Here is a 21,312-nt window from a genome sequence, read left to right as displayed (position 1 = left end):
GCGGGGCGTTTTTTTGGAAGCTTCGTGGCGAGGGAGCTTGCTCCCGCTGGCCTGCAAAGCAGGCCGCTGATCAATCAGCCACGCGCCTTCTCAACCAATTCGATGTACTCCTCGGCGTTACGCTGGTCCTGGATCAGCGCAACGAAATCGTTGCCGTGCTCATCCTTGCCGTTGAGGTCATGGCCGGCCTCGACAAAGAACGTCAGGAAGCGCTCGAAGTCGTGAGCACGCAGCCCACGGTAGGCCTTGATCAGTTTGTGCAACGACGGCGAAGTGGCATCGACCGGTTCGAAATTGAGGAACTGCTTGACCTGCTCGTCGCCAATCTCGTCACCAATCAGTTGTTTCTTGTCTTTACGCATTGCCGGCTCCAGCTCGCACAGTTCACGGGGCGGGCAGTTTACCCCCGCCAGGCCTCGGGGCTCAACGCGGGCGTGCGGCGCTGGTGTGCAGGTCCGCCCAGATATGGCCGTTGGCGTAGCTGAGAAACTGTACGTACACCGTGTCGTTGCGCAAAAGATCGATCACCACCCGGTACTGGGCCTGTGGATAAGACAGCGTCAGGGTCTTGCTCGCCTCGTCGTAGACCGGCTTCTTCAGGCTTTTGCTTTCACCGTCGAAATTGAGGATCACCTGGTTGATGGTGGCCCCCTTGTTCAAAGGCTTGCCCTTGAGGCGCACCATCAACGGCGACGTGACCGGGATCGGCTGCTGGTTGGACGGCCGCTGGTTGCCCAGCACCACCGAGTATTCGGTGACTTGCAGCAACTGCTGCTGTTCAGGCTGTTCCTGGCGCGCCACCAGATCATCGGGAGGCAGGAACTGGCTGTGCATCGGCGCGGCAATGGCCATGGACGGCAAGCTGGATATCAACAGCAAAGTGGCGCAGCGGCGGATCGATACACGCATGACAAGCTCCGAAGTCTTGGGCGGGCACTCTAGCATGCGCACGGACGGTAAAAATAAGCGACCCGGATCAATACATCCGGGCAGCGGGCGCGGCATACTCGATGTGCCATCAGTCCCGACGCCGAACAGACGCCGTCACATGATCGTTCCCACGCTCCTGCGTGGGAATGCATCCAGTGACGCTCTGCGTCACATGGGACGCGGAGCGTCCTGGGCGGCATTCCCACGCGGAGCGTGGGAACGATCAGTACGGGGCCAATGCCAGCCCCCTTGCGAGGAGTATTCATGTCTTTCTCCGCCCCACCGTTATTCTCCGCCTGGCGCCAAACCTGGCGTGCCGGCTACACGCTGGAACGCCTGCGCGGCGATCTGGTGGCCGGGCTGACCGTCGGTATCATCGCCATTCCCTTGGCCATGGCTCTGGCGATAGCCGTTGGCGTACCGCCGCAACATGGCCTGTACACGGTGCTGGTGGCAGCGCCGCTGATCGCCCTCACTGGCGGCTCGCGCTTCAACGTGAGCGGGCCAACGGCGGCATTCGTCGTCATCCTGCTGCCTATCACTCAACAATACGGGCTGGGCGGCCTGCTGTTGTGCACCATGCTTGCCGGCGTGATCCTGATCGCCCTGGGCCTGATGCGCGCGGGACGATTGATCCAATACATTCCTTATCCAGTGATCCTCGGTTTCACCGCAGGCATCGGCGTGGTCATCGCGACCCTGCAACTGAAGGATTTGCTGGGCCTGAGCACCGCGGGCCACGCCAAACACTACATCGAGCAATTGGGCGAATTGATCGTGGCGCTGCCCAGTGCCCGTCTCGGCGATGGGGTCATCGGCGCCGTGTGCCTGGCGGTGCTGATTGCCTGGCCGCGCTGGGTGCCACGGGTTCCCGGGCATTTGGTGGCGTTGCTGGTGGGCACATTGTTGGGCCTGGCGATGGAACGCGCGGGATGGCCGATCGCGACGTTGGGCGAACGCTTCAGTTATATCGTCGATGGCGTCGCCTACCCCGGCATCCCGCCATTCCTGCCGAGCTTCGACTGGCCCTGGAATCTGCCGGATGGCCAAGGCCGGCCGTTGATCCTGTCCTATGACTTGCTCCGCCAATTGCTAGCGCCCGCCTTCGCCATCGCCATGCTCGGCGCCATCGAATCGCTGTTGTGCGCGGTGGTGGCGGACGGCATGACCGGGAGCAAACACGATCCCAACGCCGAGCTGATAGGCCAGGGCCTGGGCAATCTCGTCGCCCCGCTGTTCGGCGGCATTACCGCCACCGCCGCCATTGCCCGCAGCGCCACCAACGTGCGCAGCGGCGCGTCGTCACCGCTGGCCGCGATCATTCACAGCCTGGTGGTGCTGGTGGCGATTGTGCTGCTGGCGCCGCTGTTCAGTTATTTGCCCATGGCTGCCTTGGCGGCGCTGCTGGTGATGGTCGCGTGGAACATGAGCGAGGCCGGGCACGTGCTGCATACGCTGCGCATCGCTCCGCGCAGCGACGTGCTGGTCCTACTGACCTGCCTGAGCCTGACCGTGCTGTTCGACATGGTGCTGGCCGTCGCCGTCGGCCTGTTGCTGGCCGCCGGCCTGTTCATCAAGCGCATGAGCGAGCTGACCGACAGTGCCGAGTTGCCACGCCATGCCCACCATGCCCTGCTGAACCTGCCCGAACACGTTCGTTGCTACGCCATTCGCGGGCCGCTGTTTTTTGGCGCGGCCGAAAAGGCCTTGGACGTATTGCGCCGGTTCGACCACGGCGTTCGGGTGGTGATCGTGGACATGAGCGCCGTGCCGATGCTGGACATGACTGCCCTGGTCGCGCTGGAAAATATCCTGCGCGATTATCGCAAGCAGGGCATTGGTCTGATCCTGGTGGGGACAGCGCCACGGGTGCGCCTGAAGCTGCGCCGCGCGGGGGTTCATCGCGAGCAGCGTCAATTGGTGTATGTACAGAATCTGGAGCAGGCGCGGGTCAAGAGCGAGAAATGGCTCGCCGCCTAGTCGAACTGGGCGCGCATCCAGGCTTGGTACTGCGCCACGCCCGCTTCGCCTTCGCGCGGCGCCCAGTGGGCCAGTTCGCCGTCGCCGACGGGCCGGTAAGGGCCGGCCTTGCATTCAAACATCAGGCTGTCCGCTTCGAGCACCACAAGGCCGTGATACACGCCTGCCGGCAGGTCGACACCGAGGCAATCGCCGCCGGTCTGGAGGATTCGCTTGTCGATCAGCGTCCCGGCTTCGTCAAAAATCAACACACCGAGCCGGCCCCTGAGCACCAGCAGGGTTTCCGCCTTGTCGGCGCTCAAATGGCGATGCGGCGGGATGTAGGTCGACGGTTGCAAGCCAACCGCCATGCGATGGCACGGCTCATCCATCTCATGGAAGTTATGGTGCTGTCGCCCGCGAGGACTGGCCGCGGCTTTCTCGGCCAGTTCATCGAACAAGGCTTGATCCAGAAAGGCCGGCCGAGTCATTCGATTACATCCCTTTGACGGCGAAAATACCGTTGGCGTTGCGCCAGTAGCCTTTGTAGTCCATGCCGTAGCCGAAGATGTAGCGATCGATGCACGGCAAGCCAACAAAATCGGCCTTCAGGTCGGGACGGGCCTTGCGGTCGTGGTCCTTATCGATCAGCACTGCAGTGTGCACCGCGCGAGCGCCGGCGTGTTTGCAGAAATCGATGATCGCGCCCAAGGTATGCCCTTCGTCGAGGATGTCGTCGATGATCAGCACGTCGCGGTCGATGAACGAAACTTCCGGCTTGGCTTTCCAGAAAAGGTCGCCGCCGCTGGTTTCGTTGCGATAACGGGTGGCGTGCAGGTAGGAGGCTTCCAGCGGGAAATTCAGGTAGGTCAGCAGCTTGCCGGAGAAAATCAGCCCGCCGTTCATGACACAGAACACCACCGGATTGCTGTCGGCCAACTGATCGTTGATTTGCGCACCAACACGGGCGATGGCCGCTTCGACTTCAGCTTCGGTGTACAGGCAGTCAGCCTCTCGCATGACTTGACGGATATGCTCGAGATCAGCGGACATGGTGCTCTCCAAGGGTGGCAATGCGGAAAAGCCGGCAAAGGTACGCATCCCGCCCGGCCAGATCAAGCATTTGTGGACTAACGTTCTGTATTGTCTATAGGACAACACCCTCGGATAGATTAATCTAGGCCGGTTTTTTTGCCCGCCGCCGGAGCCTTCCCCATGCCCATCCTCGAGATCCGCCACCCGCTGATCAGACATAAACTCGGCCTGATGCGCCGCGCTGACATCAGCACGAAGAACTTCCGCGAGCTCGCCCAGGAAGTCGGTGCCCTGCTCACTTACGAAGCCACGAAGGACCTGCCGCTGGAATCCTACGAGATCGCCGGTTGGGCCGGCACGGTACAAGTGGAAAAAATAGCCGGGAAAAAAATCACCGTGGTGCCGATCCTGCGCGCCGGCATCGGCATGCTCGAAGGCGTGCTCAGCCTGATCCCGGGCGCCAAGGTCAGCGCTGTCGGCGTGGCTCGCAACGAGCAGACCCTGCAGGCCCACACCTACCTGGAGAAACTGGTGCCGGAAATCGATGAGCGCCTGGCGATGATCATCGACCCGATGCTTGCCACGGGCAGCTCGATGGTTGCCACCATCGACCTGTTGAAGAAGGCCGGCTGCCGGGACATCCGCGCCATGGTGCTGGTCGCCGCGCCCGAAGGCATCAAGGCCGTCGAGGATGCGCACCCCGACGTGACCATCTACACCGCGTCCATCGACGAGAAACTCAACGAGCACGGCTACATCATCCCGGGCCTGGGCGATGCCGGCGACAAGATCTTCGGCACCAAGCAGAAGGACGCTTGAGCATGCAGGACGAATTCAACGATCCGCTCTGGCGCCAAGTGCTGTCCGGCGCGCAGATGCTCTTCGTCGCCTTTGGCGCGCTGGTGCTGATGCCGCTGATCACCGGCCTGGACCCGAACGTGGCGCTGTTCACGGCGGGCCTGGGGACGATCCTGTTCCAGATCGTCACCGGGCGCCAGGTGCCGGTGTTCCTGGCGTCGAGTTTTGCCTTTATCACGCCGATCATCCTCGCCAAGGGCCAATTTGGCCTGGCGGCGACCATGGGCGGCGTCATGGCGGCGGGTTTCGTCTATACGTTCCTGGGCCTGGCGGTGAAGATCAAGGGCACCGGGTTCATTGATCGGCTGCTGCCGCCGGTGGTCATCGGCCCGGTGATCATTTCCATCGGCCTGGCAATGGCGCCGATCGCCGCCAACATGGCGATGGGCAAGGCCGGCGACGGCTCCGAGCTGATTCATTATCAAACCGCGATGCTGATCTCGATGCCGGCGTTGCTCACCACCCTGATCGTCGCGGTGTTCGGCAAAGGTATTTTCCGCCTGGTGCCGATCATCTCCGGCGTACTGGTGGGCTTTGCCATGGCGTTTTATTTCGGCGTGGTCGACACTGCGAAAATCGCCGCCGCGCCCTGGTTCGCCGTGCCGGCCTTCACCGCGCCGGAGTTTAACTGGCAGGCAATCCTGTTCATCGTGCCGGTAGCCCTCGCGCCGGCCATCGAGCACATCGGCGGAGTAATTGCCGTGGGCAGCGTGACCGGTCGCGATTACTTGAAGAAGCCCGGCCTGCATCGCACGCTGTTTGGCGACGGCATCGCCACCACCGCCGCCGGCCTGTTCGGCGGCCCGCCCAACACCACCTATGCCGAAGTCACTGGCGCGGTGATGCTGACCAAGAACTACAACCCGAAGATCATGACCTGGGCGTCGATTTTCGCCATCAGCCTGGCGTTCATCGGCAAGTTCGGTGCGCTGCTGCAAAGCATCCCGGTGCCGGTGATGGGCGGCATCTTGTGCCTGCTGTTCGGCTCGATCGCGGCGGTGGGCATGAACACCCTGATCCGCCATAAGATCGACCTGGGCGAAGCCCGCAACCTGGTGATCGTTTCGGTGACGCTGGTGTTCGGCATTGGCGGCGTGCTGGTGGGCACCGGCACAGGCCCGGACGACTTCGGCCTGAAAGGCATCGCGTTGTGCGCCGTGGTGGCGATTGCGCTGAACCTGATCTTGCCGGGCAATGATGGTTGGAAGCAGAAGAAGGCGGATGAGCCGCTGCTGTAAATCTATTGATCGTTCCCACGCTCCGCGTGGGAATGCTTCTACGGACGCTCCGCGTTCGGCTCTTTGGCGCGGAGCATGGGAACGATCGGCTACAGCGCGATCGGCGCTCGCTCGCACAAGGTACTCAACGCCCGCGCCCACTGCGGATCGTCATTGAGACACGGCACCAGCACCAACTCCTCTCCTCCCGCTTCTCGGAACTGCTCACGGCCGCGGTCGCCAATTTCTTCCAGGGTCTCGATGCAGTCAGCGACGAACGCGGGGCACATCACCAGGATTTTCTTCACGCCGCTCTTGGCCAGCTCGTCCAGGCGCGCTTCGGTATAGGGTTCGATCCACTTGGCGCGACCCAGTCGCGACTGGAACGACACCGACCATTTGCCATCGGCCAATCCCATGCGCTGGGCGAACAGCTCGGCGGTGCGAATGCACTGGGCGCGGTAACACGTCGCCATGACTTCCGGCGGCGCATTCTTGCAGCAATCGGCGTCCTTGAAGCAATGAAAACCCGTGGGGTCGAGTTTGGTCAGGTGCCGTTCCGGCAGGCCGTGGAAACTCAGCAACAAGTGATCGTAATCCTGCATCAGGTACGGCTTGGCGCTGGCAACCAGCGCATCGAGGTATTCCGGCTGATCATAAAAAGGCTGGAGAATCGAAAACTCGACATCGAGCTTCTTCTCACCCACGACCCGCTTGGCTTCTTCGATGACCGTCGTGACGGTGCTGTCGGCAAATTGTGGGTACAACGGCGCCAGCGTGATGCGCTTGTGGCCCTGGCTCGCCAGGCGCACCAGGGTTGATTCAATGGATGGCTCGCCGTAACGCATCGCCAGTTCTACTGGCCCCTGCGTCCATTGGGCGGTCATGGCCTGTTGCAAGCGGCGGCTGAGCACCACCAGCGGCGAGCCCTCTTCCCACCAGATCGACGCGTAAGCGTGGGCCGACTGCTCTGGGCGCTTGATCAGGATCAGCGACACCAGCAACCGCCGCACCGGCCATGGCAGGTCGATGACGTACGGGTCCATCAGGAATTGGTTGAGATAGCGGCGCACATCGGCCACCGAGGTAGAGGCAGGCGAACCCAGATTCACCAGAAGCAACGCGTGATCGGTCATGCAACGTCCTATTTCAAAGGCGACCCGACAAATCTTCCAGGGCCGCAGGCAAATCAGTGAACCGGAATGAAAACCCCGCCGCCTGCAATCGGGCCGGCGTGGCGCGCTGGCCGCCCAGCAACAGCAATGACAACTCACCCAGCGCAATTTTCAGCGCCAGCTCCGGCATCGGCACCACGGCCGGGCGATGCAATACGTGCCCCAGGGCCTTGGCAAAATCTCGGTTGCGCACCGGGTTCGGCGCGCACGCATTATAAGGACCGCTGGCGTCACTGCGGTGCAGAAGAAAATCAATCAAGGCGATTTGATCGTCGATATGAACCCACGGCATCCACTGCCGCCCATTGCCGATACGCCCGCCCAGCGCCAGTTTGAACGGCAGCAACAGCCGCGACAAAAAGCCGCCCTCGGCGGACAGGACCAGACCCGTGCGAATCAGCACCACGCGTATGCCCATGGCCTCGGCTCGCTGCGCGGTCTCTTCCCAGGCGATGCACAACTGACTGGCGAAATCCTCGCTGACCGGCCCCGACTCCTCCGTCAATTCTCGCTCGCCACCGTCGCCGTACCAGCCCACGGCGGAACCGGAGATCAGCACCTGCGGCTTTTGCTCGCAACGCTCCAGCCAAGCGAGCAGCACCTCAGTCAGCGTGACGCGGCTGCTCCACAGCAACATCTTGCGCTTGTGCGTCCAAGGCCGGTCGCCGATGGGCGCGCCTGCCAGGTTGACCACTGCATCGACCGGCTCGCCAATCTCGTCGAGCTTGGCAATGCCTTGCACCTGCGCTCCGCAGATTCCTGCCACTTGTTCGGGTCGACGACTCCATACTGTCAAGCGGTGCCCCTGCTCCAGCCAGTGCCGGCAGAGCTGACGTCCGATCAAACCAGTACCGCCGGTCAGCAATATGTGCATGAGGTGTTCCTCGCATCGCGTTTTACCCGGCCCATTAGTCTATTTTTATAAATAGGCATTTTTCATATCGGACAGGGTCTGTGTCTAAACAATAGGACAACCTGCCAAAACGCGAACGGTAAAACTTATACCAAAAACCAAAATTGTACAGGATTAAACGACGGCGTAGTCTGTACAGAAAGGTAAACGAGGCCCTCATGACTGTACCTATCGCAATCATCGGCACCGGCATCGCCGGTTTATCAGCCGCCCAGGCCCTGACGGAGGCTGGGCACGTCATCCAACTCTTCGATAAAAGCCACGGCAGCGGCGGACGCATGTCGAGCAAACGCAGCGACGCCGGCGCCCTGGACATGGGCGCGCAATACTTCACCGCCCGCGACCGGCGCTTCGTCACGGAAGTGCAGCGCTGGCAAGCCAACGGCTGGGCGGCTGAATGGAACCCGCAGCTCTATCATTTCCAGGACGGGCAGATGAGCCCCTCGCCCGACGAGCAGACCCGCTGGGTGGGAACCCCGCGCATGAGTGCGATTACCCGCGCCCTGCTTGGCGACCTGCAGGTGCAGTTTTCCTGCCGCATCACGGAAGTGTTTCGCGGCCAGGAACATTGGCATTTACAGGACGCGGAAGGATTTACCCACGGTCCCTTCGGCCAAGTCGTGATTGCCACGCCTGCGCCCCAGGCTACGGCATTGCTCGCGGCCGTGCCGAAATTGGCCGGCGTCGCCGCCGGGGTAAAGATGGACCCCACCTGGGCCGTGGCGCTGGCCTTCGAAACACCGTTGGATACGCCTATGGAAGGCTGCTTCGTTCAGGACAGTCCCCTCGACTGGCTGGCGCGCAACCGCAGCAAGCCGGGGCGCGACACCCAGCTCGACACCTGGGTGCTGCACGCCACCAGCGACTGGAGTCGCCAGCACATCGACATGCCCAAGGAAGCCGTCATCGAACACCTGCACGGCGCCTTCGCCGAACTGCTGCACAGCGCGATGCCCGCGCCGAGCTTCAGCGTGGCTCATCGATGGCTGTACGCTCGCCCTGCCGGCAGCCATGAATGGGGAGCGCTGGCCGATGCCGACCTGGGCTTGTACGTATGCGGCGACTGGTGCTTGTCCGGCCGGGTCGAAGGGGCCTGGCTCAGTGGCCAGGAGGCCGCCCGTCGTTTGCACGCCAGCCTTCAGTAAATCGCATCACCTGCGCTGTTCGCTGCTGTCGAGTCAGACAGCAGCCCCTCTGCGAACGTATCCACTGCGCCTCACTACGTAATTCCCGGTTGACATGCACGCATTCGGACCTATGATGAAAATATTGTACATAAATTAAAATATGTACAAGATTTACTCATCAGAGGTAGCCCATGCCCAACGAAACGATCGCCAAACCCAGAATCGCCGTCAGCGCTTGCCTGATGGGCGCTGAAGTTCGCTTCAATGGCGGGCACAAGCAATCGCCGTTGTGCAGCCGCACGCTCATCGAATACTTCGATTTCGTCCCGGTTTGCCCCGAAGTTGCCATTGGCCTGGGCATTCCTCGCGAGCCGATCCGGCTGGTGGGCGACCCTGAACACCCCAACGCGTTGGGAACAGTTAATCGCGACCTCGACGTGACCCGGCCGTTGGCCGAGTACGGGCAGCAAATGGCCGGCGAGCTGGACGATGTCTGCGGTTATATCTTCATGCAGAAATCCCCTTCTTGCGGGCTGGAACGGGTCAAGGTCTATGGCCACAACGGCGCTCCCCAGGACGGTGGCGGGCGCGGTATTTATGCCCAGGCCTTTTGCGAGCGCCATCCGGACCTGCCGGTGGAGGAAGACGGCCGCCTCAACGATCCGGTCCTGCGGGAAAACTTCCTGACGCGGGTGTTCGCCTATGCCGCCTGGCAACCGCTTCGCCAACGCGGCCTCACCCGACGCGACCTGATTGAATTCCACTCGCGCTATAAATACTTGCTGATGGCGCACAATCCGGTTATGTACAGGGCCCTTGGCAACCTGTTGGGCAACATGGGCAAGACCGACCCCAACGAGTTGGGCCCACGTTATTTCAGCGCGCTGATGGCGGCCCTGAAGAAATGCGCCACCCGTCGCACCCATGCCAATGTCCTCCAGCACCTGAGCGGCTACCTCAAGCGCGTTATCAACGCGCAGGACAAGCAGGAAGTCCAAGAGCTCATTGGTCAGTATCGCCTCGGCATCGTGCCATTGGTGGTACCGCTGACTTTGCTCAAGCATCACTTGCGCCGGCACCCCGATGCCTATCTCGCGCAGCAGGTCTACCTTCAACCCCACCCGGAAAACCTCAGCTTGCGAAACGCCATTTGATGAACAGCAAACCCGACTCCAGCGCCAGCGAAGACCTCGGCGCCGACTTTGCCAAGGCACTGGCGCAGGGCTGGCTTCCCATACGCGAAGTGGCCCGGCAAACCGGCGTCAACGCCGTCACGCTGCGAGCGTGGGAGCGCCGTTACGGCTTGGTCGTGCCGCACCGCACGCCCAAGGGCCACCGGTTGTTCAGCCCCGAGCACGTGCAACGCATCCAGAGCATCCTCACCTGGATCAATCGTGGCGTGGCGGTGAGTAAGATCAAGCCGTTGCTCGACACACCGCAGCCACCCGGCGAACCTTTGGAAGACGATTGGCAGCGCCAGCGCCATGCGCTTGTGTTGGCGGTAAGCCAACTGGCCGAGCGCCAGATCGATGACCTGGTCAACCAGGCCATGGCGCTGTACCCGCCGTGGACCGTATGCGAGCAGCTGCTGTTGCCTTTGCTGGCCGAATTGCAGATGCGTTGGCAGGGCCAGTTTGGCGCGCAAATGGAGCAGGTATTCTTTTATTCCTGGCTGCGCAGCAAATTCGGCAGCCGGATCTATCACAACAACCGCCAGCTGCATGGGCCGCCGTTGCTGCTGGTCAATCACTCGCAATCGCAGGAGCCTCACTTGTGGCTCATCGCCTGGCTCGCCAGCAATGCCGATTGTCCGGTGGAAATATTCGATGGTCCCCTGCCTGCGGGCGAGTTGGCCTTGGCCGCCGAGCGTATGAAGGCTCGCGCCGTGCTGTTGTATTCCAGCAACGCCATGAACCTTTCCCAACTGCCTAAGCTGCTGAGCGCCATCGACTGCCCAATCGTCATTACTGGCCCGGCGGTATCGATCCATCACGCCAAATTATCCACAGGCGTCTCGATGATGAACGTCAGCTGGGCCGAAGACCCACTCTCCGCTCACCGCGAACTGAGCCGCAGAGCACTTCTCCAATGAGCAATCCCATGCAACTGATCTGGCTGCGCAGCGATTTGCGCCTGCACGACAATACCGCCCTGGCAGCGGCTGCGGCGCGCGGCCCATGTGTCGCGGTGTATTTGCCCAGCCCCGGGCAATGGCATGCCCACGATGACGCGCCGTGCAAAATCGATTTCTGGCTGCGCAACCTCGCATCGTTGAACACGGCCCTGGGCCTGTTGAACATACCGCTGCTGATCCGTCATGCGTCGCATTGGCACCAGGCGCCGCAGGTACTGGCCACGCTGTGTCGCGAGCTGAACATCAGCGCCGTGCATGTCAACGAAGAGTACGGCCTGAACGAAACCCGACGCGATGCCGAAGTGGCTCGGGTGTTGAATGATCAAGGCGTTGAGTTTCATAGCCATCTCGACCAATTGCTGTTCAAGCCCGGCAGCGTTCTGACCAAGTCTGGCGGCTACTTCCAGGTGTTCAGCCAGTTTCGCAAGGTCTGTTACAGCCGCCTGCACTTTTCTGTGCCTGGTCTCGTCCCCGCACCCACGACGCAGGCGCCCGTCCCGATCGCCAGTGACCCGGTGCCGACCCAGGTCGAAGGGTTCGCCCCGCCCAGCGAAGCGCTGCGCGTGCTTTGGCCCGCGGGTGAAGATGAAGCCCGCCGGCGCCTGGACACTTTTGCCGAACAGCATCTGGACTATTACCAGAGTGAGCGGGATTTCCCGGCCAGGCCAGGTACGAGCCAGCTTTCGGCCTATCTGGTGGCTGGAGTCATTTCCCCGCGCCAATGCCTGCACGCCGCGCTGCAAGCCAATCAGGGCGAGTTCGAGAGCGGTAGCGCCGGGGCGGTGACATGGATCAACGAATTGCTCTGGCGCGAATTCTATAAACACATATTGGTGGGATATCCACGCGTCTCACGGCATCGCGCCTTCCGCCCGGAGACCGAAGCGCTAGCCTGGCGCAACGCCCCCGATGAACTGGCGGCCTGGCAACAGGCGCGCACCGGCCTGCCAATCATTGATGCGGCCATGCGCCAACTGCTCGAAACCGGTTGGATGCATAACCGTTTGCGAATGGTCGTTGCCATGTTCCTGACCAAGAACTTGCTGATCGACTGGCGCGAGGGCGAGCGTTTTTTCATGCGACACCTGATCGATGGCGACCTGGCCGCCAACAATGGCGGATGGCAGTGGAGCGCCTCCACCGGGACGGACTCGGCGCCTTGGTTTCGCATCTTCAACCCGTTGAACCAATCGGAAAAATTCGATCGAGAAGGATTATTTATCAAACGCTGGTTACCGCAATTGAACGATCTGGATACACGACGGGTCCACAATCCCAACGCCCAGCGAGAATTGTTTGGGGTAACGGATTACCCGGCGCCGATCGTCAACCTGCCTCAATCTCGGGCGCGAGCATTGGAAGTCTTCAAGCGACTTCCGGCACGTCAAGGAGTGAAACCGAACGAATGGGCGGTTACCGAACATGAAATTGCTGAAGGCTGAATGCAAATCCAAAATGGCCCGATATAGTCCAATTAATATCGGGGTCTTTATCATGCAGGCGGCGTGTTAGAGCGCTCGCGCGCAATGGGATGGGGAAGAAAATGGGGCGAAGGTATTGGCTGACCGGTGCAGGTAACGGCTTGGGCGAATCGCTGGCCGAGGCGTTGCTTAAAAGCGGCGCACGGTTGGCCATCAGTGCGCTCCAATCCTGCCAGGCCCTTTCCGAGCGTTACCCAGGACAGGTACTGGCGGTGCCCGGCAATCTGACCGACAGCCAGACTGTCCGGGAAATCTGTCAGCAGATTACCCAGCAGTGGGGCGCGTTGGACACCGTCATCATCAATGCCGGTACCGCTGAATATGTTCCTGAGCAGTTAGTTGACCACACGGTCATCGAACACATCGTGCGCAGCAACCTGTTGGTGGCCAGCTTGTGTATCGACGCGGCCTTGCCGTTGCTGCGCGCCGGAACGACGCCTCATCTGGTGGGCATTACCAGCCCCCTCACTCATTTGCCTCCATCGCGCATCGAGGCCGGTGGCAACGGGATGCGCTATCTGTTCGAGTCGGCTCGCGTCGACTTGGCGGGTGACGGTATCGATGTGACGTTGGTGCACCCCGCCTTCGACATCCCGTCGCCAAACCTCGATGATTGTTTCGTCGCCCCGGTTCATTGGTCAGTCGAAACAGCAGCGAACCACATATTGACCCGACTGAGCGACCATCCTCAGGAACTGGCGTTCCCCGCCGCCGCCATGACGAATCTCTGGCCGTTGCCTACATCGACGGAGGCAGGCCAGACAGACACGGTTTCAGACAGGGCGAGAGACGGGTACCCGATCAAGGGCCAACCTTGAGCCGTCCGGTTGCCTTACACTGCGCACCATGAAAACCATTCCCCTTGTTGAGCTTCCCGCGCCGGTCGTTACGTGTTCGACATGCGCGGCCTGCTGCTGCCAGCTTGAAGTGCTGCTGATCACCGATACTGGCGTTCCGGAGCGCTTTATCGATACCGACGACTGGGGCGGGGAAGTCATGTTGAGGCTTGACGACGGCTGGTGCGCGGCGCTGGATCGCGACAGCATGATGTGCACGATCTACGAAAAGCGCCCGCTGATCTGCCGGGAGTTCGAAATGGGCGCGCCGGAATGCATCGAAGAACGCTTGGGGATTGCGACGGCGTATCGCTAGGCATCCATAATGGGAGCGACTGCTCGCTCCCACTATTTCGAGTGTTACAGCGGCATTGTGTAGTGCAGCGCGTAGCTTTCCACACCGTCATTGGTCGACTTGATGCCGGCGTTGGAGTAGTGAGTGGCGCGGATGCCAACTTCATGTCCACCCTTGAAGCGCAGGCCGAAACCGATTCGGTCCTCGAACTGGAACGCCGTGCCGAGTTTGTTGGATTCCACTTCGGTGTTTTCAAACAACGCGACACCCACACCCGCCTCGATGTAGGGTTTGACGTTCTGGCCAGCGAACTCATACACAAGGACAGGCGAGAACGACAAACTGTGATTGCTGGAGGTCTCATCACCCTCCCAATAGGTGTAGGCCCCGCTCCAGTAACCAGTCAGGCGACCAACGTCGCTCTGCAGCCAGCTTTTATCCCAGTCGAATTGCATGCCCAGTCGATAAGTCATGGTCGAGTCGCCGGTCTGGCCAACCCCGAACTCCACACCCGCCGCCTGCGCGGTATAAGTGTGCCCCAGCAATGCAGCCGCAAACGCGGCAAAGCAGAATAAGCGCTTCATTAGAAACATCCTTTTCCGACAGACTTAGTTAGTTTTTTCTTACAAACAGACACAGCTATAGAAATCCGCGCCAAATCAGAAGTTCAGCAGGATTTACACAATTTTCACGATTTTTTTACAGACCGAAGCTTCGCACAATGTCAGACGAATTCCATAGCACCGGTAGGATTTTTCTTAAATGTATCGGATCAGCGCTGGTCCAGAACTGGGTTTCGCTGGCAGGCCCGTCTGCCGAAAGCGCTCGTTCAGCCAGTAGCCGCTGAAGTTGACGAGCCACTGCGGCGCCAGTGTCGATCAGAATGACAGACTCCGGAACCATCTGCCCGAGCAGCGGCTTGAGGAAGGGATAGTGCGTACAGCCGAGGATCAATGTGTCGCAGCCGGCCACCAACAGCGGCGTGACGTAGCCTAGCAGCAGTTGGTGCAAGGCCGGATTGTGCAAGTCGCCCGCCTCGATCAACTCCACCAGCCCCGGGCAGGGCTGCGTGATCACGCGCACGTCCGAGGCGAACCGGTCCAGTAGCGCGGCGAATTTGGCGCTCTGCAGGGTGCCTGTCGTCGCCAGCACACCGACGATGCCGCTTCGCGTGGCGGCGGCAGCCGGCTTGACCGCCGGCTCCATACCGACGATGGGCCAATCGGGATAATCGCGCCGCAAGTCAGCGACCCCGGCGACGGTTGCGGTGTTGCACGCCACTACAAGCGCCTTGGCCCCCTCACGCCGAAGAAAATCGGCAATGATCGCGCATCGCTGCCGGATAAATTCCGGGCTTTTTTCCCCGTAGGGAATATGCCCGCAGTCGGCAACGTACAGCAGGGACTCATTGGGCAGCAGCCGACGGATTTCTCCCAGCACCGACAGTCCGCCGACGCCCGAATCGAACACACCGACCGGTGCTTCACTCATGTCGGCTACCGCAGACGCTGCAACCCGGATCGCGTTTGACTCGCAATTCGCGGAAGCGCGTGCCCAGCGCATCGATCAGCAGCAAGCGCCCCACCAGCGGCTCGCCGAACCCCGCCAACAGTTTCAAGGCTTCGAGCGCCTGCAGACTGCCCACCAGCCCCACCAGCGGGCCAAGCACCCCGGCTTCGCTGCAGGTCAGTTCGGCTTCGCTGCCATGTCCATAGAGGCAGTGATAACAAGGACTTTCGGGACGACGCGGGTCGAATACCGACAGCTGACCCTCCAGGCGGATCGCCGCGCCGCTCACCAGGGGTTTGCCTGCGGCGACACAGGCTGCGTTCACCGCTTCGCGGGTGGAAAAATTGTCGGAACAGTCCAGCACCACATCCACTGCCGACACTGCACTTTTCAGGGAATCTTCATCCATTGCCGCCGGATGCGGAACCAGTCGAACCTCAGGATTGATCGCAGTCAGGCGTCGAACCGCCGAATCGACCTTGGTCATGCCGACGCTATCGGTGTCATGGATGATCTGCCGCTGGAGATTGGTCAGGTCGACCGTGTCGAAGTCCGCCAGGTGCAACTCGCCGACGCCTGCGGCGGCCAGGTACAACGCCACCGGGGCGCCCAGGCCACCCAGGCCGATGATCAATACGCGGCCCTGCTTGAGACGCAGCTGTCCATCGATGTCGACGTGCTGCAACAGGATCTGTCGACTGTAGCGCAGCAGCTCTTGATCATTCAGCACGGCAGGCGTCCCAGGCTGATGCGCTCGTGATTGCCCAGGTCCTTGCGGCTATGGACTTCGACAAATCCCTGATCCTGCAGCAGCCCACGCACCGCGTCGGCTTGATCATAACCGTGCTCGAGCATCAACCAGCCATCCGCTTCTAGGTGCTGGGGGGCCTGGGCAATGATTGCGCGCAAGTCGTCAAGGCCGTCCGGTCCCGCCACCAGCGCACTGGCCGGCTCGAAACGCACGTCGCCTTCGGCCAGGTGCGGATCGCTGGCGGCGATGTACGGCGGATTGCTGATGATCAGTTCGAACCGTTCGCCGTCCAGTGCACTGAACCAGTGACTGCTCAGCACCGTGACATTACGCAAGCCCAGGCGCTGGCGATTGCGTTCGGCCAGGGCCACGGCTTCCAGCACGCGATCGACCGCCGTGACCTTCCAGGTCGGACGCTCGCTGGCCAGTGCCAGGGCAATCGCGCCGCTGCCGGTGCCCAGGTCCAGGACCCGGGCCGGTGTCGCGGGCAACAAGGCCAACGCGGTTTCCACCAGCAGTTCAGTGTCGGGACGCGGGATCAGCGTATGGGGCGCCACTTCCAGGTCGAGCTTCCAGAAGCCCTGTTGTCCGAGGATGTAGGCCACCGGCTCGCCGGAACGACGGCGGCGCAAGTATTCCGAAAACAGCAGCGCCGCCTCGCTCGGCACGATCCGCTCGGGCCAGGTGTGCAGGAAGCTGCGGGACTTGCCCAGCGCAGCGGCCAGCAGCAACTCGGCGTCCAGGCGTGACGTGGGCGAGTCCGGTAATTCGGCGGCGCGTAGCAAACTGGCGATGATGGTCATTTATTCACCTGTGCTTACTCGCCAATCGCGGCCAGTTGGTCGGCCTGGTATTCAGCGAGCAGAGGCTCGATGACGGCGTCGACACCACCGGCAAGAATTTCGTCGAGGGAATACAGGGTCAGGTTGACGCGATGGTCAGTGACCCGGCCCTGGGCAAAGTTGTAAGTGCGGATCCGCTCGGAGCGGTCGCCCGAGCCCACCAGCAGCTTGCGCTCGCTGGCGATGGCGTTGGCGGCGGCGCTGGTCTGCTGATCGTTGAGCTTGGCCGACAACCAGGCCATGGCGCGTGCGCGGTTCTTGTGCTGGGAACGTTCTTCCTGGCACTCGACCACGATGCCCGAGGGCAAGTGGGTGATGCGGATCGCCGAATCGGTCTTGTTGACGTGCTGGCCGCCCGCTCCGGAAGAACGGTAGGTATCGACCCGCAGGTCCGCCGGGTTGATTTCGATGGCTTCCTGCTCGTCCGGCTCGGGCAATACCGCCACGGTGCAGGCCGACGTATGGATACGGCCCTGGGATTCGGTGGCCGGCACACGTTGCACGCGGTGGGCGCCGGACTCGAACTTCAGCTTGCCATAGACGTTGTCGCCTTCGACCCGGGCGATGACTTCTTTATAGCCGCCGTGTTCGCCTTCGTTTTCCGAGAGGATTTCCACCCGCCAGCCGCGGCGTTCGGCGTAGCGCGAGTACATGCGAAACAGGTCGCCGGAAAAAATCGCCGCCTCGTCGCCGCCGGTACCGGCGCGGATCTCGAGAAACACGTTGCGCCCGTCGTTCGGATCCTTGGGCAGCAGCATGCGTTGCAGTTCGCTTTCCAGCTCGACCAACCGATCCTTGGCTTCGCGCACTTCCTCGACCGCCATTTCACGCATGTCCGGATCGCTGTCCTTGAGCAGCGCCTGGGCGCCCTCAAGGTCGCCTTGCACCTTCAGCAACTGTTTATAGGTCGCGACAATCGGCTCGACCTCCGCGTACTCCTTGGAGTAGGTGCGGAACTTGTTCTGGTCGGAAATGACTTCGCCATCGCCCAGCAAGGCGGTCAGTTCCTCGAAACGGTCCTGGAGAATGTCCAGCTTATTGAGCAGTGACGCTTTCATTGCGTTTTTTTATCCGAAAAGCTATCCGGTGAAGCTTCACCGAGAGCGAAAAGTTCCTGGGCCATGGCCAGCGCATCGAGGCGGCCTTCGGCGGTCAGCTTCTTGAGCTGGACACTGGGGGCGTGGAGCAATTTGTTGGTCAGGCCGCGCGCCAGTTGCACCAGCACTTCTTCGGCGCTGCCGCCATTGGCGAGCAGGCGCTGGGCTTTTTGCAATTCTTCGTCGCGCAGGCGTTCGCCTTGCTGACGATACGCCTTGAGCACGTCCACCGCCGCCAGTTCGCGCAGGCGCACCATGAAATCGTCGGCGCCGACGGTGATCATTTCCTCCGCCGCCTGCGCCGCGCCTTGCCGGCTCTTCAGGTTTTCGGCGACGACTTCATGCAAATCGTCGACGCTGTAGAGATAAACGTCGTCCAGTTCGCCAACTTCGGGCTCGATGTCACGGGGAACCGCAATGTCGACCATGAAGATCGGCTTGTGCTTGCGCAGCTTCAAGGCGCTTTCCACCGCGCCCTTGCCCAGGATCGGCAATTGGCTGGCGGTGGAACTGATGACGATGTCGCTGTGCACCAGCTCAGCCGGAATATCCGACAGCAGCACGGCGTGTGCACCGAACTGCTCGGCCAAGGTACTGGCGCGCTCCAAGGTACGGTTGGCGACAACGATGCGCTTCACACCCAGCTCGTGCAGATGGCGGGCGACCAGGGTGATGGTCTCGCCGGCGCCAATCAGCAGCGCCTGGCTGCGTTGCAAGTCACTGAAAATCTGTTTCGCCAGGCTGACGGCGGCAAACGCCACAGACACCGGGTTTTCGCCGATAGCGGTGTCGGTGCGTACTTGCTTGGCGGCGTTGAAGGTGGCCTGGAACAGTCGCCCCAGCAGCGGACCGACGGTTCCGGCCTCGCGGGCCACGGCGTAGGCCGACTTCATCTGGCCGAGAATCTGCGGCTCGCCCAGCACCAACGAATCGAGCCCGGAGGCGACACGCATCATGTGACGAACGGCCGCATCGTCTTCGTGCACATAAGCACTGGCACGCAGCTCTTCGAGGCTCAAATCATGGTATTCAGCCAGCCAGCGCAACACTGACTCGGCCGAAACGTGATCCTGCTCTATATAAAGCTCGCTGCGATTGCAGGTGGAAAGGATCGCAGCTTCGCGACTGTCGGTGAGTCGGCAGAGTTGCTGCAGGGCCTCCACCAGTTGCTCAGGCGTAAAGGCCACGCGCTCGCGGACGTCTACTGAAGCAGTCTTGTGGTTGATACCAAGTGCAAGGAAGGCCATTCAAGGTCGCTGATGGTGACGTGAAGCCGGCAATTGTCCTACTTCGCCAGATTCAGAACAACCACCACCGGCTATTGTCACAATTACCTGTGCCTATAAAGCATCCGCCGAGACTCGGTTATGTTTGACCGATGGCTTGTGTCATGATGATCCGACCGCAGGTAAGTCGTCCTCTTCCTATATGAATAGATCTTTTGCGTTGCTCCTCGCTTTTGCCTTCCTCAGCGGCTGCCAGTCCATGGCCCCCGTATCGACGGAGGGTACGCCACCGGTCGAAGGCAGCACCCCGGCCCCCGAAAAGCCAAAGGTCTACGGCTCGTTCAGCGAAGAAACCATCTTCAGCCTGTTGAGCGCCGAGCTGGCAGGCCAACGCAATCGATTCGATATTGCGCTGGACAACTACGTCACCCAGGCGATCAACACCCAGGATCCGGGCATCTCCGAGCGGGCCTTTCGCATTGCCGAATACCTGGGCGCCGACCAGCCGGCGCTGGATACCGCGCTGATCTGGGCCAAGAACGCCCCGGACGATCTCGAAGCGCAACGCGCCGCCGCCGTGCAACTGGCGCGTGCCGGGCGTTATGACGATTCCATGATGTATATGGAAAAAGTCTTGCTGGGCAAGGGTGACACCCATTTCGACTTCCTTGCGTTGTCTGCGGCCGATACCGACCAGGAGACCCGCAACGGCCTCATGAAGAGTTTCGATCGCTTGCTGCAGCGCCATCCGAACAACGGCCAGCTAATTTTCGGCAAAGCGCTGCTGCTGCAACAGGACGGCGACACCCAGGGCTCCCTCACCCTGTTGGAAGACAATCCGCCGGAAGCAGGCGAAGTGGCCCCTATCCTGCTGCGCGCGCGCCTTCTGCAAGGCCTGAACCGTGGCGACGAAGCCCTCCCGCTGCTGGAAAAGAGCATCAAGAAATACCCGGATGACAAGCGCCTGCGCCTCACCTACGCGCGCATGCTGGTGGAAAACAACCGCATGGACGATGCCAAGGTCGAGTTTTCCAGCCTGGTGCAGCAGTACCCCGAAGATGACGACCTGCGCTATTCCCTGGCGCTGGTCTGCCTGGAAGCCAAGGCCTGGGAAGAAGCCAAGGGCTATCTGGAAGACCTGATCGCCCGGGAAAGCCATGTCGATTCGGCCCATTTGAACCTGGGTCGCATCGCCGAAGAACGCAACGATCCGGAGAGCGCACTGATCGAGTATGCGCTGGTCGGCCCAGGCAACGACTATTTGCCTGCACAATTGCGCCAGGCCGACATCCTGATAGGCAATGGCAAGACGGCCGAGGCCCAGAGTCGCCTGGCCGTCCAGCGCGACACGCAGCCAGACTATGGCATCCAGCTTTACCTGATCGAGGCCGAGACCCTGGCGGCCAACAACCAGGGCGACAAAGCCTGGAGCGTGCTGCAGCAGGCCTTGAAGCAATACCCGGACGATCTGAACCTGCTGTACACCCGCGCCATGCTGGCGGAAAAACGCAATGACCTGGCCCAGATGGAAAAGGATCTGCGCCTGATCATCCAGCGGGACCCCGACAACGCCATGGCCCTCAACGCGCTCGGCTACACGTTGTCGGATCGCACCACCCGCTACGACGAAGCCAAGGTATTGATCGAACAGGCCCACCAGATCAATCCGGAAGACCCGGCTGTGCTCGACAGCCTGGGCTGGGTGAATTACCGCCTGGGCAATCTCGACGAAGCCGAGCGCCTGTTGCGCCAGGCCCTGGAACGCTTCCCCGACCAGGAAGTCGCCGCTCACCTGGGCGAAGTCCTGTGGGCCAACGGCAAACAACGCGAAGCCCGGCAGGTCTGGAGCAGATTCCTCAAGGAACAGCCCGACAGCCAGATCTTGCGCAGCACCATCAAACGCCTGACCGGATCAGAGACTCTTTAA

The 21,312-nt window shown here is 61.4% G+C and carries 22 protein-coding genes; 10 read left to right on the top strand and 12 right to left on the bottom strand.

Features of this window, described 5'->3' with window-relative positions:
* Positions 1 to 74 precede the first annotated feature (74 nt).
* Together HU762_RS06775 and HU762_RS06770 are read right to left on the bottom strand one after the other, a co-directional pair.
* Complete coding sequence (locus HU762_RS06775) at positions 75 to 362, bottom strand: PA4642 family protein (RefSeq protein ID WP_186634574.1); 288 nt, start codon at positions 360 to 362, stop codon at positions 75 to 77.
* A gap of 61 nt (positions 363 to 423) precedes the next feature.
* Positions 424 to 909: a hypothetical protein gene (locus HU762_RS06770; RefSeq protein ID WP_186634571.1), complete on the bottom strand. Its 486-nt coding sequence runs from the start codon at positions 907 to 909 to the stop codon at positions 424 to 426.
* 285 nt (positions 910 to 1,194) lie between these two features.
* Between HU762_RS06770 and dauA the strand changes: the two genes are divergently transcribed.
* Positions 1,195 to 2,910, top strand: coding sequence for a C4-dicarboxylic acid transporter DauA (gene dauA / locus HU762_RS06765; protein WP_186634568.1), 1,716 nt, complete (start codon positions 1,195 to 1,197; stop codon positions 2,908 to 2,910).
* Here dauA and HU762_RS06760 read toward each other — a convergent pair.
* Positions 2,907 to 3,380, bottom strand: coding sequence for a WbuC family cupin fold metalloprotein (locus HU762_RS06760; RefSeq protein WP_186634565.1), 474 nt, complete (start codon positions 3,378 to 3,380; stop codon positions 2,907 to 2,909). The genes dauA and HU762_RS06760 overlap by 4 nt on opposite strands.
* Positions 3,381 to 3,384: 4 nt before the next feature.
* Positions 3,385 to 3,942 carry a hypoxanthine-guanine phosphoribosyltransferase gene (locus HU762_RS06755; RefSeq protein WP_181287867.1) on the bottom strand — a complete coding sequence of 186 codons (558 nt, stop codon included), beginning with the start codon at positions 3,940 to 3,942 and terminating at the stop codon, positions 3,385 to 3,387.
* Between the two features lie 162 nt (positions 3,943 to 4,104).
* Here HU762_RS06755 and upp point away from each other — a divergent pair, with 162 nt between their 5' ends.
* Complete coding sequence (gene upp, locus HU762_RS06750) at positions 4,105 to 4,743, top strand: uracil phosphoribosyltransferase (protein WP_186612399.1); 639 nt, start codon at positions 4,105 to 4,107, stop codon at positions 4,741 to 4,743.
* A gap of 2 nt (positions 4,744 to 4,745) precedes the next feature.
* Positions 4,746 to 6,020 (top strand): uracil-xanthine permease family protein, encoded by a 1,275-nt coding sequence (locus tag HU762_RS06745; protein ID WP_186612401.1) that lies wholly within the window; start codon positions 4,746 to 4,748, stop codon positions 6,018 to 6,020.
* Positions 6,021 to 6,109: 89 nt separating this feature from the next.
* Here the strand turns inward: HU762_RS06745 and hemH are convergent, their stop codons facing one another.
* Complete coding sequence (gene hemH / locus HU762_RS06740; protein WP_186634562.1) at positions 6,110 to 7,135, bottom strand: ferrochelatase; 1,026 nt, start codon at positions 7,133 to 7,135, stop codon at positions 6,110 to 6,112.
* Between the two features lie 13 nt (positions 7,136 to 7,148).
* On the bottom strand, positions 7,149 to 8,048 hold the full coding sequence (locus tag HU762_RS06735; RefSeq protein ID WP_186634559.1) for a TIGR01777 family oxidoreductase: 900 nt from the start codon (positions 8,046 to 8,048) through the stop codon (positions 7,149 to 7,151).
* A gap of 197 nt (positions 8,049 to 8,245) precedes the next feature.
* Here HU762_RS06735 and HU762_RS06730 point away from each other — a divergent pair, with 197 nt between their 5' ends.
* The 6 genes from HU762_RS06730 to HU762_RS06705 all read left to right on the top strand — a co-directional run bounded on the left by HU762_RS06730 (position 8,246) and on the right by HU762_RS06705 (position 13,981).
* Positions 8,246 to 9,232 (top strand): NAD(P)/FAD-dependent oxidoreductase, encoded by a 987-nt coding sequence (locus tag HU762_RS06730; RefSeq protein WP_186612407.1) that lies wholly within the window; start codon positions 8,246 to 8,248, stop codon positions 9,230 to 9,232.
* A 173-nt stretch (positions 9,233 to 9,405) separates the two neighbouring features.
* On the top strand, positions 9,406 to 10,368 hold the full coding sequence (locus tag HU762_RS06725) for a 2-thiouracil desulfurase family protein (RefSeq protein ID WP_186634557.1): 963 nt from the start codon (positions 9,406 to 9,408) through the stop codon (positions 10,366 to 10,368).
* Positions 10,368 to 11,306 (top strand): MerR family transcriptional regulator, encoded by a 939-nt coding sequence (locus HU762_RS06720; RefSeq protein WP_186634553.1) that lies wholly within the window; start codon positions 10,368 to 10,370, stop codon positions 11,304 to 11,306. The genes HU762_RS06725 and HU762_RS06720 overlap by 1 nt, the downstream gene beginning before the upstream one ends.
* A gap of 8 nt (positions 11,307 to 11,314) precedes the next feature.
* The gene (phrB, locus tag HU762_RS06715; protein WP_186634550.1) at positions 11,315 to 12,790 is read left to right on the top strand and encodes a deoxyribodipyrimidine photo-lyase; all 1,476 of its coding nucleotides are present in this window, start codon (positions 11,315 to 11,317) and stop codon (positions 12,788 to 12,790) included.
* 101 nt (positions 12,791 to 12,891) lie between these two features.
* The gene (locus tag HU762_RS06710) at positions 12,892 to 13,647 is read left to right on the top strand and encodes an SDR family oxidoreductase (RefSeq protein WP_238340363.1); all 756 of its coding nucleotides are present in this window, start codon (positions 12,892 to 12,894) and stop codon (positions 13,645 to 13,647) included.
* A 28-nt stretch (positions 13,648 to 13,675) separates the two neighbouring features.
* Entirely contained in the window at positions 13,676 to 13,981 is a 306-nt protein-coding gene (locus tag HU762_RS06705; RefSeq protein ID WP_186634544.1) for a YkgJ family cysteine cluster protein, read from the top strand.
* A gap of 44 nt (positions 13,982 to 14,025) precedes the next feature.
* Here the strand turns inward: HU762_RS06705 and HU762_RS06700 are convergent, their stop codons facing one another.
* From HU762_RS06700 to hemA, 6 genes are all read right to left on the bottom strand, one after another.
* The gene (locus tag HU762_RS06700; RefSeq protein WP_186634541.1) at positions 14,026 to 14,544 is read right to left on the bottom strand and encodes an acyloxyacyl hydrolase; all 519 of its coding nucleotides are present in this window, start codon (positions 14,542 to 14,544) and stop codon (positions 14,026 to 14,028) included.
* Between the two features lie 115 nt (positions 14,545 to 14,659).
* Positions 14,660 to 15,451, bottom strand: coding sequence for a glutamate racemase (gene murI / locus HU762_RS06695; RefSeq protein WP_186634538.1), 792 nt, complete (start codon positions 15,449 to 15,451; stop codon positions 14,660 to 14,662).
* Positions 15,444 to 16,199 carry a molybdopterin-synthase adenylyltransferase MoeB gene (locus HU762_RS06690; RefSeq protein WP_186634535.1) on the bottom strand — a complete coding sequence of 252 codons (756 nt, stop codon included), beginning with the start codon at positions 16,197 to 16,199 and terminating at the stop codon, positions 15,444 to 15,446. Before HU762_RS06690 ends, murI begins: the two co-directional genes overlap by 8 nt.
* Positions 16,193 to 17,023, bottom strand: coding sequence for a peptide chain release factor N(5)-glutamine methyltransferase (prmC, locus tag HU762_RS06685; RefSeq protein WP_186634532.1), 831 nt, complete (start codon positions 17,021 to 17,023; stop codon positions 16,193 to 16,195). Before prmC ends, HU762_RS06690 begins: the two co-directional genes overlap by 7 nt.
* A 14-nt stretch (positions 17,024 to 17,037) precedes the next feature.
* On the bottom strand, positions 17,038 to 18,120 hold the full coding sequence (gene prfA, locus HU762_RS06680; RefSeq protein ID WP_186634529.1) for a peptide chain release factor 1: 1,083 nt from the start codon (positions 18,118 to 18,120) through the stop codon (positions 17,038 to 17,040).
* Entirely contained in the window at positions 18,117 to 19,406 is a 1,290-nt protein-coding gene (gene hemA, locus HU762_RS06675) for a glutamyl-tRNA reductase (protein ID WP_186634526.1), read from the bottom strand. Before hemA ends, prfA begins: the two co-directional genes overlap by 4 nt.
* A 181-nt stretch (positions 19,407 to 19,587) precedes the next feature.
* Here hemA and HU762_RS06670 point away from each other — a divergent pair, with 181 nt between their 5' ends.
* The gene (locus tag HU762_RS06670; RefSeq protein ID WP_186634524.1) at positions 19,588 to 21,312 is read left to right on the top strand and encodes a tetratricopeptide repeat protein; all 1,725 of its coding nucleotides are present in this window, start codon (positions 19,588 to 19,590) and stop codon (positions 21,310 to 21,312) included.

The organism is Pseudomonas sp. SWRI92, from assembly GCF_014268685.1.
Lineage (GTDB): Bacteria > Pseudomonadota > Gammaproteobacteria > Pseudomonadales > Pseudomonadaceae > Aquipseudomonas > Aquipseudomonas marvdashtae.
This window is presented reverse-complemented; position numbering and strand designations above follow the sequence as displayed.

Excerpts from the sequence above, each read along its gene's own strand:
- HU762_RS06710 (WP_238340363.1), top strand. The coding sequence starts at position 12,892 with ATGGGGCGAAGGTATTGGCTGACCGGTGCAGGTAACGGCTTGGGCGAA.
- phrB (WP_186634550.1), top strand. The coding sequence starts at position 11,315 with ATGCAACTGATCTGGCTGCGCAGCGATTTGCGCCTGCACGACAATACC.
- upp (WP_186612399.1), top strand. The coding sequence starts at position 4,105 with ATGCCCATCCTCGAGATCCGCCACCCGCTGATCAGACATAAACTCGGC.
- HU762_RS06730 (WP_186612407.1), top strand. The coding sequence starts at position 8,246 with ATGACTGTACCTATCGCAATCATCGGCACCGGCATCGCCGGTTTATCA.
- HU762_RS06720 (WP_186634553.1), top strand. The coding sequence starts at position 10,368 with ATGAACAGCAAACCCGACTCCAGCGCCAGCGAAGACCTCGGCGCCGAC.
- hemH (WP_186634562.1), bottom strand. The coding sequence starts at position 7,135 with ATGACCGATCACGCGTTGCTTCTGGTGAATCTGGGTTCGCCTGCCTCT.
- HU762_RS06745 (WP_186612401.1), top strand. The coding sequence starts at position 4,746 with ATGCAGGACGAATTCAACGATCCGCTCTGGCGCCAAGTGCTGTCCGGC.
- HU762_RS06775 (WP_186634574.1), bottom strand. The coding sequence starts at position 362 with ATGCGTAAAGACAAGAAACAACTGATTGGTGACGAGATTGGCGACGAG.
- HU762_RS06735 (WP_186634559.1), bottom strand. The coding sequence starts at position 8,048 with ATGCACATATTGCTGACCGGCGGTACTGGTTTGATCGGACGTCAGCTC.
- HU762_RS06755 (WP_181287867.1), bottom strand. The coding sequence starts at position 3,942 with ATGTCCGCTGATCTCGAGCATATCCGTCAAGTCATGCGAGAGGCTGAC.
- HU762_RS06760 (WP_186634565.1), bottom strand. The coding sequence starts at position 3,380 with ATGACTCGGCCGGCCTTTCTGGATCAAGCCTTGTTCGATGAACTGGCC.
- hemA (WP_186634526.1), bottom strand. The coding sequence starts at position 19,406 with ATGGCCTTCCTTGCACTTGGTATCAACCACAAGACTGCTTCAGTAGAC.
- prfA (WP_186634529.1), bottom strand. The coding sequence starts at position 18,120 with ATGAAAGCGTCACTGCTCAATAAGCTGGACATTCTCCAGGACCGTTTC.
- murI (WP_186634538.1), bottom strand. The coding sequence starts at position 15,451 with ATGAGTGAAGCACCGGTCGGTGTGTTCGATTCGGGCGTCGGCGGACTG.
- HU762_RS06700 (WP_186634541.1), bottom strand. The coding sequence starts at position 14,544 with ATGAAGCGCTTATTCTGCTTTGCCGCGTTTGCGGCTGCATTGCTGGGG.
- HU762_RS06770 (WP_186634571.1), bottom strand. The coding sequence starts at position 909 with ATGCGTGTATCGATCCGCCGCTGCGCCACTTTGCTGTTGATATCCAGC.
- HU762_RS06705 (WP_186634544.1), top strand. The coding sequence starts at position 13,676 with ATGAAAACCATTCCCCTTGTTGAGCTTCCCGCGCCGGTCGTTACGTGT.
- prmC (WP_186634532.1), bottom strand. The coding sequence starts at position 17,023 with ATGACCATCATCGCCAGTTTGCTACGCGCCGCCGAATTACCGGACTCG.
- dauA (WP_186634568.1), top strand. The coding sequence starts at position 1,195 with ATGTCTTTCTCCGCCCCACCGTTATTCTCCGCCTGGCGCCAAACCTGG.
- HU762_RS06725 (WP_186634557.1), top strand. The coding sequence starts at position 9,406 with ATGCCCAACGAAACGATCGCCAAACCCAGAATCGCCGTCAGCGCTTGC.
- HU762_RS06670 (WP_186634524.1), top strand. The coding sequence starts at position 19,588 with ATGAATAGATCTTTTGCGTTGCTCCTCGCTTTTGCCTTCCTCAGCGGC.